Source organism: Flavobacterium piscisymbiosum, from assembly GCF_020905295.1.
GTDB classification, from domain to species: Bacteria; Bacteroidota; Bacteroidia; order Flavobacteriales; family Flavobacteriaceae; genus Flavobacterium; species Flavobacterium piscisymbiosum.
On record NZ_JAJJMM010000001.1, the window covers coordinates 382,994 to 397,380 of the forward strand.

At 30.4% G+C, this 14,387-nt stretch carries 14 protein-coding genes; all 14 read right to left on the reverse strand.

What is annotated here, in order from left to right; genetic code table 11:
- Positions 1 to 113 precede the first annotated feature (113 nt).
- The 14 genes from LNP81_RS01835 to LNP81_RS01900 all read right to left on the reverse strand — a co-directional run bounded on the left by LNP81_RS01835 (position 114) and on the right by LNP81_RS01900 (position 14,382).
- Positions 114 to 2,081 (reverse strand): polysaccharide biosynthesis protein, encoded by a 1,968-nt coding sequence (locus LNP81_RS01835; protein WP_230033026.1) that lies wholly within the window; start codon positions 2,079 to 2,081, stop codon positions 114 to 116.
- An 84-nt stretch (positions 2,082 to 2,165) separates the two neighbouring features.
- Complete coding sequence (gene rfbA, locus LNP81_RS01840) at positions 2,166 to 3,050, reverse strand: glucose-1-phosphate thymidylyltransferase RfbA (RefSeq protein ID WP_230033027.1); 885 nt, start codon at positions 3,048 to 3,050, stop codon at positions 2,166 to 2,168.
- Positions 3,051 to 3,132: 82 nt separating this feature from the next.
- Positions 3,133 to 3,978: a dTDP-4-dehydrorhamnose reductase gene (gene rfbD / locus LNP81_RS01845; RefSeq protein WP_230033028.1), complete on the reverse strand. Its 846-nt coding sequence runs from the start codon at positions 3,976 to 3,978 to the stop codon at positions 3,133 to 3,135.
- The gene (rfbC, locus tag LNP81_RS01850) at positions 3,978 to 4,526 is read right to left on the reverse strand and encodes a dTDP-4-dehydrorhamnose 3,5-epimerase (RefSeq protein WP_230033030.1); all 549 of its coding nucleotides are present in this window, start codon (positions 4,524 to 4,526) and stop codon (positions 3,978 to 3,980) included. Before rfbC ends, rfbD begins: the two co-directional genes overlap by 1 nt.
- Positions 4,527 to 4,544: 18 nt before the next feature.
- Positions 4,545 to 5,681 (reverse strand): DegT/DnrJ/EryC1/StrS family aminotransferase, encoded by a 1,137-nt coding sequence (locus LNP81_RS01855; RefSeq protein WP_230033032.1) that lies wholly within the window; start codon positions 5,679 to 5,681, stop codon positions 4,545 to 4,547.
- The gene (locus LNP81_RS01860) at positions 5,674 to 6,099 is read right to left on the reverse strand and encodes a cupin domain-containing protein (protein WP_230033033.1); all 426 of its coding nucleotides are present in this window, start codon (positions 6,097 to 6,099) and stop codon (positions 5,674 to 5,676) included. The genes LNP81_RS01855 and LNP81_RS01860 overlap by 8 nt, the downstream gene beginning before the upstream one ends.
- Positions 6,096 to 7,061 (reverse strand): MraY family glycosyltransferase, encoded by a 966-nt coding sequence (locus LNP81_RS01865; protein WP_230033035.1) that lies wholly within the window; start codon positions 7,059 to 7,061, stop codon positions 6,096 to 6,098. The genes LNP81_RS01860 and LNP81_RS01865 overlap by 4 nt, the downstream gene beginning before the upstream one ends.
- An 11-nt stretch (positions 7,062 to 7,072) precedes the next feature.
- Positions 7,073 to 8,005, reverse strand: coding sequence for a GDP-L-fucose synthase family protein (locus LNP81_RS01870; protein WP_230033037.1), 933 nt, complete (start codon positions 8,003 to 8,005; stop codon positions 7,073 to 7,075).
- Positions 8,006 to 8,053: 48 nt separating this feature from the next.
- Positions 8,054 to 9,172, reverse strand: a complete 1,119-nt coding sequence (gene gmd, locus LNP81_RS01875) for a GDP-mannose 4,6-dehydratase (RefSeq protein WP_230033039.1) — start codon at positions 9,170 to 9,172, stop codon at positions 8,054 to 8,056.
- An 11-nt stretch (positions 9,173 to 9,183) separates the two neighbouring features.
- Positions 9,184 to 10,083, reverse strand: a complete 900-nt coding sequence (locus LNP81_RS01880; RefSeq protein WP_230033040.1) for an NAD-dependent epimerase/dehydratase family protein — start codon at positions 10,081 to 10,083, stop codon at positions 9,184 to 9,186.
- 40 nt (positions 10,084 to 10,123) lie between these two features.
- The gene (locus tag LNP81_RS01885) at positions 10,124 to 10,870 is read right to left on the reverse strand and encodes a glycosyltransferase family 2 protein (protein ID WP_230033042.1); all 747 of its coding nucleotides are present in this window, start codon (positions 10,868 to 10,870) and stop codon (positions 10,124 to 10,126) included.
- Positions 10,867 to 11,955: a glycosyltransferase family 4 protein gene (locus LNP81_RS01890; protein WP_230033044.1), complete on the reverse strand. Its 1,089-nt coding sequence runs from the start codon at positions 11,953 to 11,955 to the stop codon at positions 10,867 to 10,869. The genes LNP81_RS01885 and LNP81_RS01890 overlap by 4 nt, the downstream gene beginning before the upstream one ends.
- Position 11,956: 1 nt before the next feature.
- On the reverse strand, positions 11,957 to 13,033 hold the full coding sequence (locus tag LNP81_RS01895) for a glycosyltransferase family 4 protein (RefSeq protein WP_230033046.1): 1,077 nt from the start codon (positions 13,031 to 13,033) through the stop codon (positions 11,957 to 11,959).
- The gene (locus LNP81_RS01900; RefSeq protein WP_230033048.1) at positions 13,030 to 14,382 is read right to left on the reverse strand and encodes an O-antigen polymerase; all 1,353 of its coding nucleotides are present in this window, start codon (positions 14,380 to 14,382) and stop codon (positions 13,030 to 13,032) included. Before LNP81_RS01900 ends, LNP81_RS01895 begins: the two co-directional genes overlap by 4 nt.
- Positions 14,383 to 14,387 lie beyond the last annotated feature (5 nt).

Sequence of the window (14,387 nt, forward strand, 5' to 3'; positions counted from 1 at the left end):
AATTAACAAGATTTTTATTCGCTTATAAAATTATTATAAAAGCAAAAAGGCGTTTTATAAAAAAACACCTTTTTAATATCATTTGAATCCAAAATTCAACTTATCATAAGAAACTACTTATCTAAAACTTCAAAAGCAGAATTCATACTTTTAAATTCAGGAACAATTTTTTTCATTTTAGTTACAATATCATCATTATCATAAAAATCTGCAATGCCTATAAGCTCGTCGATTTCAATGTGTAAATTTTCATACTCGTCTTGTATTTCCTGAGCAATCATGATTTTATTATGATATGTTGGTAAAGTCTTAGAAGTATCATTTAATAATTCTTCATACAATTTTTCGCCAGGCCTTAAACCAACAATTTTAATCTTAATCTCTTTATCCGGAATAAATCCTGCCAGCTTAATCATTTTTTTAGCAAGATCGATTATTTTCACGGGTTTACCCATATCAAAAATATAAATCTCACCTCCGTTACCCATAGCACCGGCTTCTAATACCAATTGGCATGCCTCGGGAATCGTCATAAAATAACGAATAATATCCTGATGCGTAATGGTAACTGGACCTCCCTCAGCAATTTGTTTTGTAAACAAAGGTACAACAGATCCGTTTGAGCCTAAAACATTTCCAAAACGAGTTGTAATAAACTTCGTTGCTCCATCAATATTTTCTCTTTGATTTTTCAAAAATAAAGATTGAACATATTTCTCTGCTATTCGTTTACTGGCTCCCATAACATTACTAGGATTTACTGCTTTATCAGTAGATACCATAACAAACTTCTTCACACGATATTTACAAGATAAATCGGCCAGATTCTTAGTTCCTTTAATATTCGTCTGAATAGCTTGGGATGGGTTTTCCTCCATCAAAGGAACATGTTTGTAAGCTGCCGCATGAAAAACAACATGTGGACTATAATTTTTGAAAACTTTTTCTAAAGCTTTTTTACTTCTAACGTCTGCAATTACTGCTACAATTTTGGCCTGCGATCCTAAAGCAAGAGTTTCTAAACATAAATTATGAAGCGGTGTTTCAGCGTGATCTAAAATAATAACCACCTTAGGATTAAATCCTAAAACCTGCCTTACTATTTCACTTCCAATTGATCCGGCAGCACCGCTAATAAGAATTGTTTTATCCTTTAATTGTTTTGAAATTGATTTACTATCCAAAACTATAGGTTTTCTTTCGAGTAAATCTTCAATCTGAATGTTTTTTACTTTTTGGGAAATTTCTTTTTGATTTTCCCAATCTGAAATCAATGGTACAGTATATACTCTATAATTGAATTCTAAGCATTGATCTACAATAATCAATTGTTCTTCTTTTGATAAACTTTTATCCGCTATAATAACACCTTCTGCAGCTACAGAACGCATTAAAGCTGGTAATTTTTTTCTTAAAATCAGAATTGGTAAATCTAACATTCGTTTAGATGCATTCTGATTGTTTTTATCTACAAAACCAACAATTTTAAATCTTGAAGGTGTTTCAAATTTTAAGGCATTTGCTACCGAAATAGCATTAGCATCAGTTCCATAAATTACCGTTCTAATCAATTTAGAATTGGTTTTTTCAGAAAAATACAATTCGAAAGTTTGTTTTACAACAACACGGTATAGAAATAAACCACAAAATGATAAAACCAAATTTATGAAAAGTGCTGTATTTAAAAAAGCTTTATGTCCGGTATACAATTCAAAAACTAAATTGAAAAATAAAAAGAAAACCAAAACTGACATTTGAGAAAATAGCAGTTTGATAGCATCTATATAAGATGAGTGTCTGATAATCCCAGAATACGTTCTAAACAGCCAAAAGAAAAATACATTGATAACAATTAAACTCGAGACAAAATAAAACTGATGTGAGGTAATAATATAGCCCAATGCCGTCCCTTCAAACAACATATAAGTAAATGTGAATGAAAAAATCAACACCATTACATCTATAGCAATAATGATCCATCTAGGCAAATAGCTAAGATTATTAATACTGCTTCTTAGATTTCTTGGTGAGAGAAAATTATGCAATAAAGAGGCTATTTTGGTTTGTTTGTCTGTATCCAATTGGGTATAGTTTAATTTTGTAAACTTTGTCTGTCTTACAAAAATACAAATTAAAGGTTTTAAAAAATTATTTCTTAATGCAAATTAGATTTTAACACCTTTTTTCTTTTGTTTTAAAAATTCTATCAAATAAGATCCGTATCCGGATTTAACTAAAGGTAAAGCTAATTCTTCGAGCTGAGCATCATTTATAAATCCTTGTCTCCAGGCAACTTCTTCAATACAGCCAACTTTTAATCCTTGTCTTTCTTCAAGAACCTGAACAAATTGTCCCGCTTGCATTAAACTATTAAATGTTCCGGTATCCAACCAGGCTGTTCCTCTGCTTAAAATACCTACTTTTAAAGCTTCTCTTTCTAAATAAACCTTATTAACATCTGTAATTTCATATTCGCCACGAGCACTTGGCCTTATATTTTTGGCAATCTCTACAACCGAGTTATCGTAGAAATATAATCCCGGAACTGCAAAATTAGATTTTGGTTCTTCAGGTTTTTCTTCTATAGAAATAGCTTTAAAATTTTCATCAAACTCAACTACTCCGTATCTTTCCGGATCTGAAACATGATAAGCAAAAACGACACCTCCATTTGGTTTTGTATTTGATTTTAAAAGTTCCTGCATATTAGATCCAAAAAAGATATTATCTCCCAATATCAAAGCTACATCATCCTTACCAATAAATTCTTCTCCAATTACAAAAGCCTGAGCCAAACCGTTAGGAATTGTCTGTTCTGCATAACTAAATTTACAACCTAAACTAGAGCCATCTCCTAACAGTTTTTTGAAATTTGGTAAATCATGTCGAGTAGAAATAATCAGAATTTCACTGATCCCTGACATCATTAAAGTAGACAACGGATAATAAATCATTGGTTTATCATATACTGGCATCATTTGTTTGCTCATCGCAAGTGTCAATGGATGTAAACGTGTACCAGAACCTCCGGCTAAAATAATTCCTTTCATAAAATTTTATTTTAGACTTTAGATTTTAGATTTCTTAATACTGAAATGCTGCAATCACATCTTAAAATCATCTTTACTTATTTTATATAAACATTTTTTTCAAACTTTCTTTATAATTTGGAATATCCAGATTATAAATAGTTTTAATTTTTTTCTTATCTAATAATGAAAATTCAGGGCGTTTTGCAGGAGTTGGATAGGATGCCGATGATATCCCGCCAACATTACAACTGTATCCTCCAAATTCCTTTATGCTCAACGCAAATTCATACCAACTTATTTCACCCTCATTAGAATAATTGTAAATCCCAGGAATCCATTCCGGAAATTCGAAAATATCAATCATGGCCTGAGCCAAATCAGCTGCATACGTTGGAGACCCTATTTGATCGTTTACCACGTTAACAGCCTCTCTTTCCTGCATTAATCGTTGCATCGTTTTTACAAAATTATTTCCAAATTTACTATAGACCCACGAAGTTCTTATAATAATTGAATTTGGATTTTCTTTCAAACAAGCAATTTCCCCGGCTCTTTTACTAGCTCCATAAACATTGATAGGATTAGTTTTCTCATCTTCATTTAAGGCAATTGAAGAAGTCCCATTAAAAACATAATCTGTAGAAATATGGATTAGTTTCGCATTATTCTCTTGAGTATATTTTGCAATTAATTCTACCGCTCTATGATTTATGGTAAAAGCCAGTTCTTTTTCAGTTTCAGCCTTATCAACTGCTGTATAGCCACCACAATTAAAAATTACATCAGGTTGAATTTGATTTAGTTGAATTTCAAGAAGTTCTAAATCGTCTAAAGTGATTTGAGTTCTATCAGCAAAGATCCATTCATATTGAGAATAATTTGCAGATAAAATAGCTAATTCAGAACCTAATTGTCCATTTGCCCCGGTTACAAGAATCTTCTTCATTAAAATAAACTATTACAATTTTCAATAAAAGGAAGTATTTGATCTTTTTCAGAAACAATAGCTTCCTCTAAATTCATTCCCCAATCAATATTCAAAGAAGGATCGTCAAATTTAATTCCGCCTTCAGAAGCTTTATTATAAAACTGATCACATTTATACATTACAGATGCTGTTTCGCTAATAACTGAAAAACCATGAGCGAATCCCTGAGGAACCAATAATTGCTTTTTATTTTCAGCTGATAATAGAACACTAAATGCTTTTCCGTAGGTAGGCGAATCTTTTCTTAAATCAACAGCGACATCGATAATTTCTCCTTCTAAAACACGAACTAATTTTATTTGTGCAAATGGTGGATTTTGGTAATGCAAACCTCTTAAAGTTCCTTTTTTAGAAAAAGATTGATTGTCCTGAACAAAATCAATAGTAATACCTAAATCTTCAAATTTAGTTTTACTATAAGATTCAAAAAAATAACCTCTTTCATCTCCAAAAACAGTTGGTTCTACAACTACTAAATCTTTTATAAACGTCTCTTCAATTTTCATATTAAAATCAATTTTCATTTATTTTTTAAAGAAGTTAACTATAACTTGTCTAATTCTCTTTTTATCTTCTATTGACAAATTTGATCCCGAAGGTAAACATAGTCCTTTTTCAAATAAATTTTCGGCAATTTTATTACCGTAATAGGGGTGTTTTTCGAAAATTGGCTGTAAATGCATCGGTTTCCAAAGTGGGCGACTTTCTATATTTGCATTTTCAAGTGCAAGTCTCAAACTTTCTTTATTTCTATTTTTATAAGGTTCAACCAGAATAGTACTTAACCAATAGTTTGAAAAATAATTTTCATCAATACTCTCAAAAACATCCACTCCTTCAATATTCCTAAATATCTCCTTATAAAAACTATTTATCTTTCTTCTGGAATCTACATTTTTATCTAAAATTTTTATCTGCCCCAATCCAACTCCTGCACAAATATTACTCATTCGGTAATTATAGCCTATTTGGCTATGCTGGTAGTGTACCGCTTCGTCTTTAGATTGTGTTGCATAAAAAATGGCTCTATTTTTTAATTCTTTTGAATTAATAATTAATGCCCCCCCACTTGAGGTGGTAATTATTTTATTTCCATTGAATGAAAATATTCCAAAATCTCCAAAGCTCCCGCATTTTTTTCCTTTATAAGAACTTCCTAAAGCTTCGGCACTATCTTCGATAACCTGAATAAAGTACTTATCGGCAATAGCATGAATTTCATCCACTTTATAAGGATTTCCGTAAAGATGCACTGCTATAATCGCTTTGGGCTTTTTTCCTTTTTTAATTCTATCTTTAATTGCGATTTCTAACTGCTCAGGACAAATATTCCAAGTGCCCAATTCGCTATCTACAAAAATTGGGATGGCGCCCTGATACAGAATTGGATTGGCCGAAGCTGAAAAAGTCATACTTTGACAAATAATCTCATCTCCTTCCTTCACTCCTAACAAAACCAATGCTAAATGAATAGCTGATGTACCTGAATTGAGTGCTGATACAAATGACTTCTCATCTAGATAATTTTCTAAAACACTTTCAAATTCATCAACATTTGGACCTCCGGAAGTGATCCAATTTGTTTGTAAAGCTTTTTGAATATACTCTTGTTCAAAACCGCTTTGTTCAGATAAGGATAAATAAATTCGTTTATTATCCATTAATTTTCCAATAATCTGAAGGATACCGAACATCATCATCTCCAACATTTACAAGGGGTAACGTTGAAAAAGAAATTAGTTTTGAATCTTTTTCTAAAGATTCTATAGCATTCGCATAACCCGCAGGAATATGCACTATCTTATTATCATCAGCAGAAACAAAAATAGTTTCTACTGTTAATTCTTTCGAAGGATTTTCCCAGTTTTCAATTTTTATAAAATGAATATTGAAAGAACCGGTTAAACAATAAAAGTTTTTGGTGTCTAATTTATGTCCTTGCCAGGCACGAATAGGATTTTCTTCAGAATTACTAATGATGTAGAATCTCTCGATATCCGTGAACTTAAAATCATTAACATACGAAATAGTTCCGCGATGATCGGAGAAATTACCTCCCTGAATTATTTTTGGAATCATGCCTTTAATTTTAAATCGCTTTTATTTAACAAATAAAACTTAATGGTATATAATAAAAGTAATGGTGATATCACAATTACAAATAGTATTATATCATTAATCTTTTGATATAAAAAGATCACTAAAGCTGAAACTGCACTTTGAGCGATTGCGTAATATAAAGACACCAAACGGTGTTGTATTTTATATTCATTACTTAAAACCTGATACAAATGAAGACGATGCGCTTCAAAAATATTTTGTTTTAAGTACAATCGATGGATAATGGTACAAATGGCATCAACACCATAAATCGCTAAGAACAAAAGCCATACAAGAGAATTGGTTACTAATATCAATTTCAAAATCAAGTAAATGACCCAAAAAGCAATAGCGATACTGCCAATATCCCCGGCAAAACATTTTGCCTTTTTTCTATAGTTAAAAAACAAGAAAACTAAACTGGCAATCATGGCATACTTTATAAAAACAGCATCAAAAAAAAATTGAATATTTTTGTTAACGTACAATAATGCTCCCATAACAACCAAAGTATACAATCCTGTAATACCATTAATCCCATCCATAAAGTTATAAGCATTTATCAATCCTATTGCCAGGATATATGCAATAGCAACTCCATAAAAAGGCATCAGGGTAAATACTCCTAAATCATAAAAAATCAAGGTAATCGCTAAAAAATGAATTGATATTCTAACTTTGTTAGACAAACTCCTAATATCATCCCAAAAACTCACTAAACTTACCAAGGTAATCCCGGTAAAGAAAAAATAATTCGTCTGAATATTTTGCAAAAAATAAATTAGAGCAACAAACCAAAAAATGATTCCGCCGCCTCTTAAGGTAATTTCTGTATGTGAACTTCTTAAATTGGGTTTGTCAATAATATTATAACGATCAGCCACTTTAAAATAAAGTAACATCAAAATCATTAAAATTATTCCTAGTATTGTGTATTGCATTATTTATGAGGTTACTCCCAATTAGTATCTTTTATTTCGTTGTAAACTTTCTGAACACCTTCTTCCAAGCTAGTTTTAGCCTTCCAACCGAAACTGCTTAGCTTAGAGACGTCCATTAATTTACGTGGAGTACCATCTGGTTTGGTTGTATCCGTTAGAATTTCACCTTCGAAACCAACGACTTTTTTAACTAAAATTGCCAGATCTAAAATTGAAATATCTTCACCAACTCCAATATTAACTAATCCAGATTCATTATAATTTTCCATTAAAAATACACACGCTTCAGCAAGATCATCAGCATATAAAAATTCTCTTTTAGGGCTCCCAGTTCCCCATATAGTAACTGAGATATCATTATTACGCTTAGCTGTAATAAATTTCCTAAGCATAGCAGGCAATACATGTGAGTTTTTTAAATCATAATTATCATTTGGTCCATACAAATTAGTAGGCATAACCGAAATAAAATTGCACCCAAACTGATCTCTATAGGCATCGCACATTTTAATACCTGCAATTTTTGCAATTGCATACGGTTCGTTTGTAGGTTCAAGTTCTCCTGTAAGCATATATTCTTCTTTTAACGGCTGGGGAGCCATCTTAGGATAAATGCAGGAAGATCCTAAAAACATTAATTTTTTTACATTATTTACATAAGCCTGATGAATAACATTGTTCTGTATCATCAAATTTTCATAAATAAAATCGCCTCTATAAGTATTATTTGCAATAATCCCCCCTACTTTTGCCGCAGCTAAAAATACATAATCTGGCTTTTCTGTTGCAAAGAAATCAGTAACAGCTTGCTGATTTCTTAGATCCAACTCTGATGAAGTTTTTAAAACAAAATTGGTATATCCTTCAGATTTGAGTTGACGTAATATAGCGGAACCCACCATTCCGCGATGTCCAGCTATGTATATTTTATCTTTTAAATTCATAATGTTAAATTCTAATTCAAGAATAAGGTTATTCTAAATTTTTCCAAATTAATATTTAATAGCAGATCTTACTTCTTTTAACATTTTTTCTTTTAAAACATATTGAAGATCAGACGCCATCATTTCTTTCACTAATCCTGCTAAATCATATTTAGGAACCCATCCTAATTGTGTTTTCGATTTTGTAGGATCTCCAATAAGTAAGTCCACTTCTGTAGGACGAAAATATTGTGGATCAACAGAAATAACTTGTTTCCCGATTTCAATTTGATAAGCCGGATTGCTACAAGAAGCAACATATCCTTTTTCATGTACTCCTTCTCCTCTAAATTCAACATCTATTCCTACTTCGGCAAATGACATCTTAACAAAATCACGTACGTAAGTAGTTTCACCCATAGCGATAACATAATCTTCTGCAACATCTTGTTGTAAAATACGCCACATAGCTTCTACGTAGTCTTTGGCATGTCCCCAATCACGCTGGGCATCTAGATTTCCTAAATATAAACAGTCTTGCTCTCCTAAAGCAATTGCAGCCGTAGCCATAGTTATTTTACGAGTTACAAAAGTTTCTCCTCTGCGAGGTGATTCGTGATTAAACAAGATTCCGTTACAAGCAAACATATTATAAGCCTCACGATAATTTTTAGTAATCCAGAAACCGTAAATTTTTGCTACTCCATAAGGTGAACGTGGATAAAAAGGAGAATACTCATCATAAAATCCTTTTTCATTTTTATTTTCTGCCAAGCCGCCGTACAATTCAGATGTCGATGCTTGATAAATTCGGGTTTTCTTTTCCAATCCTAAAATACGCACTGCTTCAAGTATTCTTAGTGTACCAATACCATCTACATTCGCAACATATTCTGGTGAGTCAAAAGATACTTTCACATGACTCATTGCTCCTAGATTATAGATTTCATCAGGTTGTACTTCTTGAATAATTCGGATAATATTGGTAGAATCTGTTAAATCTCCATAATGCATCTTAAAATTCACATTGGTTTCGTGTTGATCCTGATAGATGTGGTCAATACGTTGCGTATTAAATGAAGAGGCTCTCCTTTTAACTCCATGAACCATATAACCCTTTTCTAATAATAATTCTGCCAAGTAGGAACCATCTTGTCCTGTAATACCTGTTATAAGTGCAATTTTCATTTTTTATAGTTTTATATTTTATTCTTATTTATATAATCAATCACCGATTGAGGATTCCAATCCAATATAGTTCTTGCTTTAGTGTCATCAAAAGTTAGATCGGAAGTCATTTTTTTTATTTTTAATGAATCAATTGGTGCTTTCCCTCTTAGTAGATCTCCAACTTTACCTATAATAAAAGCTACTTTCATTGGCAAATTTATAGGTTTTTTTTTGTTTTTATTTTTGGAAATAGCCAAACTTAACTCATCAAAATTTGGATGATGTCCATCTGTAAGATTATAAATTCCACCAATTGAAGCAACCTTTATAATTACAGAGGCTACATCTTTACCTAAAACCATACTTTTTTTTGCTTTTCCTCCACCTATATTAAAATAGTATCCTTTAATTATAGCTTTTATCATTGCTCCCAAGTTTCCAGGAGGCTCTTTGCCTACAAGTAACGGCAGACGTAAAATTGTACAAATAATATTATTTTCTTCACACCAGTTTATTATAATTTTTTCAGCCTCAAATTTACTTTTCCCATATGCGTCTATAGCTTGTAAAGGATGATTTTCCTGAATATAACTTCCCGTATCTTTTCCATATACGGATACAGAACTTATAAAAATAAACTTTTTAGGCAACTTAGATTTATCTAATCCCTTTAGTAAATTTTGAGTTCCCAATACATTAACATCGTAAAAATCTTTCTTTTGAACTTCAGTTTTAGGAATGCTGTGTGCTTTTCCTGCACAATGGATTACGAGATCAAAATGATCAATAAATACTGGAACACTTTTTTCTAATAAAACCTTGTAGTTTCCCGAATTTCTAGATAATCCAAAAATTTGATTTTCTTTTTCTAATTCTAAAGAAATTAATTTTCCAAGAAAACCGTTTGAACCAGTTAATAATATTTTCATTGATTTTTTTTAACTCTATTGAAATAGATTATTTTTAATTTTAAATAAATTGGATAAGACGTTTAAATATTCTAACTGGCATTAAATAAAAAGGAGCTTTTAATGAATTATTTTTCCAAGATCTAACAATCTCTTTATTTTGATTAACTATATTAGTAAAACTTTGATTTGTTGCACCTCCCAGCCTCATCTTTACAATTAATCTATCAACATATTTAATTTTAAAATCATATTTTTTTAACATCCTAAGCATTAAGTCATAATCGGCAGCTAATTTATAATCTAAATTAAATAATCCTACTTTATCGTATACAGCTCTTTTTACAAACAGTGCTGGATGAGGTGGTACATTGCCATTTTCGAAAAAACGATCATAATAAGGCTTACATTTCCAGTTTCTAACTATTTTGTTAGTGTCATCACTTTTTACATATACAAGGTTTCCGTATAATATATCTAAATGCGAATCACTACTAAAATATTCCATAACGTCTTTAATAACATTTAAATCCTGATATAAATCATCCGAATTTAATATTCCAACTATATCCCCTGTTGCCGATCGAATTCCTTTATTCATAGCATCATATAAACCATTATCTTTTTCTGAAACAAAATAACCAAGTTTGTCTTCGTACTTTTTAATAATTGATACTGTATTATCTTTAGATTTTCCATCTATAATTATATATTCTATATTTTTATATGTTTGTCCAAGTACCGATTCTAAAGCATCCTTGATTGTTTTTTCGTTGTTATAGACAACTGTAATTATGGAAATTTTCATGACTTATATAATTCTTTATAAAATTCTGATGTTTGATTGTACGAATTTTCCCAACTAAAAGTAGACGCCTTTTCAAGACCAAGTTCAATAGCTTCTTTTCTTAAATTGCTATTTAAGACCAATTCTTGTATTCTTTTAGCTATTTTTTGTGGTGTAGGGTCTTTTATCGCTAAATATTGATTTCCTATAATTTCTGGAATAGATGAAGAATCTGAAGCTATAACGGGACAACCTGTTCGTTGAGCTTCAACAACTGGTATTCCGAAACCCTCATATAGAGAAGGATATAGCAGACAAAAGGCTTTGTTATAGTAATAATTTAAATCGTCAACTTTTACCCCCAACAAAGCAAAAAAATTACCATCTCCTAATTTCTTCTGTAAATTGAATAATTCCTCCGTTGACAATTCCCCTCCTCCTACAATTAAAAGAGGGATATTTGCCAATGCACAAGCGTCTACCGCCATATAAAAATTCTTGTATTTTGCTCGCCGATCTCCGATATACAGGGCGTAACTAAAATCTTCAAAATTATGCTTCTTATCAAAAAAAACATCCTCTTTTAATAAATGAAAACTGTTATCAACACCATTGTAAATAACTTTAATCTTATTCTCTTTTATATGGGGTAGATAATTTAATAAATCTCTTTTAGTGCTATTTGAAACACAAATAATTCCTTCTGAATTATTTATTGCATTATTTTTTTGCCAAGAATGAATCTTTTGACTTATTCCTTTTACAAAGTGTTCATACGTAAAATCATGTACTGTCGTAACATTTATGGCATTTTTATTATTTTCCGTTCTATAATATGAAGAGTGGAATATGTGTCTCCCTTTTTCCTTTGAATTAATGTTCAAATAACGATTTAAAAATAGTAATCTAGATGTTTTTAAATCAATCAAATCACTATTTATAGAAATTTGCTGTCTAAAAAAATTTGAATTTGCACTATCATATTCTAAAACATTACATTGAAAATCTTGATCAACTAATATCCTTTTTAAATGTTGCTCCCAAACTACAGAGACTCCGCCACTTTTTTGCAATGAGAAAATTATATTATCTAAAAATACCTCCATACTATTTTAATTCATCAAATAAAAACATCCATTTTTTTATAATCCTTTCTTCAGTAAAATTTAATGAATTTGATTTTGCGTTTTTTCCTATTTTTTTTCGCAATTCTTCATCTTCTATCAACATAAAAAGTTTATCGCTAAAATCAGTAACGTTATCATTTTCTATTAAATATCCATTTTCACCATTATTAATAATCTGTCCTGGACCTTCAGGGCAGTCATAAGCTATTACTGGTAGTCCAAAAGATTGAGCTTCTAATAATACCATGGGAAAAGCTTCGAAATGTGATGTCATTATATAAATAGAACTTTCCAAATAAAAATTCTCAACATTATTTGAAATACCATTTAATTTTAAAACATCTCTAAGATTCGCTTCTGAAATTAACGTTGAAAGCTTTTCTTTTTCGGGTCCTTCCCCAACTATAGTGATGTGCCAATCTGGAAATTTCTCTTTTAATTTATTTGAAACAGGTATCAATCTTTCAAGACCCTTTTCAGCGCTTAATCTTCCAACTACCAAAATTTGTTTACTAGTAAGTTCCGATTCCATACTAACTTTAAAAGGTAAAGAATTAGGGATGACAAAAATCATAGAATATTTTTTAAAACTTTCTTTAGCTTTATCTGATAAAACAACAATTCCATCCAAAAAACTATAAGTAGAGGACATAAATATTCTTGAAACTTTAGGAATACTTTTATAAACAATATGCTCGCACGCAATTATTTTTACTTTCTTTCTAATCTTTATAAAAGGCAACAACCAATTGTAATTATGTCCTGTAGAAATAATTAAGTTGCTATTATTTTCATTAAAGTACTTCCGTAACAAAACTACTGTCGAAACACTCCACTTTATTTTACTTAACAAACTTGAAGCCAGAGGTATTTGACCCAAAAATTTAACCGAAACTCTAGAATCAATATCGTAATAACTTTTCTTAGTGTTGGTTTTTATAACACTTATAATCTCTACTTTTTCATATTTTTTACAAAGCATGTTAGCTAAAGTCGATACAGATCTTTCTGTTCCTCCAGATTTAGAGATGTCAGATATTATTAATGAAATTTTCATTGTTTAAGGTTATTTCTTTTTATTGAATTATTATAAACATCCAAACAAAATACAAAAAATAAACCCCATAAAAGAAACCTACTAAAAAAGAAGAACTCTGCACGAACAATAAAGACAGAATAAGAAATCATTACTGAATAGCCAACAAGAGCGTAAATGTTATTTTTTGCGAAATATAATAGTTTGGCAATATATTTACCTAATAAAAACATAAAAAACACGACGCCTAAAAGTCCAAAAGACATATAAAGATCTGCAATGATGTTGGTGCCAAAACCTAATGATCCTTTGTCTCCTAATGAAATTCTTGAAATAATTAATGCAGAAGAAGTGTCCCATGAATCGATATTAAAAATACTAAAAATTATCGATTGCATCATTGGTATTGGTGCAAGAAGAACTGATAACATAGATTTCCCAAAAGTTAAACCGTGCACATCAACGTAATCAATAGAAACATATGTATTTCTATTACAAATTACAAGATCCATTACTGAGTCTACTAATTCCAAAGTGGTATCTCCACCTCTCAATAAATTTATTCCAAACATAGCCAGAACGCCAATTATTATCAAAGGAATAAACTTGAAAAAGCTTATAGGCTTATAGAATAAAGTAAATAAAGAACAACATATTAGAATTATTTGTAGAGGATAAGTTCGACTTCCTGCCACAAGAATCATTCCTACAAAAAAAAACAAATAAAGTATCAAAAATTTATTTAAATACTTTAATCGAAATTTATTTTGATCAATGATGTACAAATTATTAAATTGAAAAGCTATTGCACAGAACAAAAACGCAGGGGAAAATACCCAAAAATAAGATGCGGCTCCAGAAGCCTCAACCGCTTCTCCCGAATATTCTCCAGCTAATCTAGCGTATCCACCCGATATAATGAAAAGAAAAAAGGAAACAAAGGAAATAATTGAAAATGTAGTTATGCTATTATATTTTTTTTGAGGAAGCATCTTCTTAAATTGTTTATTACTAAAACTTAAGCTTCCTGAAAAGTAGGCTTGCATTCCTAATAATGAAAGTGCTGTAGCTCTTGAGATTACATTTTCATTAAATTCATATTGAAATGCAAAATATTTTGTGGGATCGCTTTGAAACATAAAGACAGGATAAAAAAACATTACAAAAAAATATGTAAACATAAAAATCATGTCAAAATCAAAATAATTTTGCTTTTTTTTTGCTTTTAAAAACAAAAAAGAACTTACAAAGTATTGGATCATACAAAATAAGTTGAAATTATAATCATAATGCCTAGGCGCTAAAAGAAACAACAGAATTGATTCGACTAATAAAACAGAAAAAAATAAACTATATTTTGTGAATTTCATGTGTT

Bases quoted from the DNA above. Each gene is read 5' to 3' on its own strand.
- rfbA (WP_230033027.1), bottom strand. From the start codon at position 3,050: ATGAAAGGAATTATTTTAGCCGGAGGTTCTGGTACACGTTTACATCCA.
- rfbD (WP_230033028.1), bottom strand. From the start codon at position 3,978: ATGAAGAAGATTCTTGTAACCGGGGCAAATGGACAATTAGGTTCTGAA.
- rfbC (WP_230033030.1), bottom strand. From the start codon at position 4,526: ATGAAAATTGAAGAGACGTTTATAAAAGATTTAGTAGTTGTAGAACCA.
- LNP81_RS01855 (WP_230033032.1), bottom strand. From the start codon at position 5,681: ATGGATAATAAACGAATTTATTTATCCTTATCTGAACAAAGCGGTTTT.
- LNP81_RS01860 (WP_230033033.1), bottom strand. From the start codon at position 6,099: ATGATTCCAAAAATAATTCAGGGAGGTAATTTCTCCGATCATCGCGGA.
- LNP81_RS01865 (WP_230033035.1), bottom strand. From the start codon at position 7,061: ATGCAATACACAATACTAGGAATAATTTTAATGATTTTGATGTTACTT.
- LNP81_RS01870 (WP_230033037.1), bottom strand. From the start codon at position 8,005: ATGAATTTAAAAGATAAAATATACATAGCTGGACATCGCGGAATGGTG.
- gmd (WP_230033039.1), bottom strand. From the start codon at position 9,172: ATGAAAATTGCACTTATAACAGGTATTACAGGACAAGATGGTTCCTAC.
- LNP81_RS01880 (WP_230033040.1), bottom strand. From the start codon at position 10,083: ATGAAAATATTATTAACTGGTTCAAACGGTTTTCTTGGAAAATTAATT.
- LNP81_RS01885 (WP_230033042.1), bottom strand. From the start codon at position 10,870: ATGAAAATTTCCATAATTACAGTTGTCTATAACAACGAAAAAACAATC.
- LNP81_RS01890 (WP_230033044.1), bottom strand. From the start codon at position 11,955: ATGGAGGTATTTTTAGATAATATAATTTTCTCATTGCAAAAAAGTGGC.
- LNP81_RS01895 (WP_230033046.1), bottom strand. From the start codon at position 13,033: ATGAAAATTTCATTAATAATATCTGACATCTCTAAATCTGGAGGAACA.
- LNP81_RS01900 (WP_230033048.1), bottom strand. From the start codon at position 14,382: ATGAAATTCACAAAATATAGTTTATTTTTTTCTGTTTTATTAGTCGAA.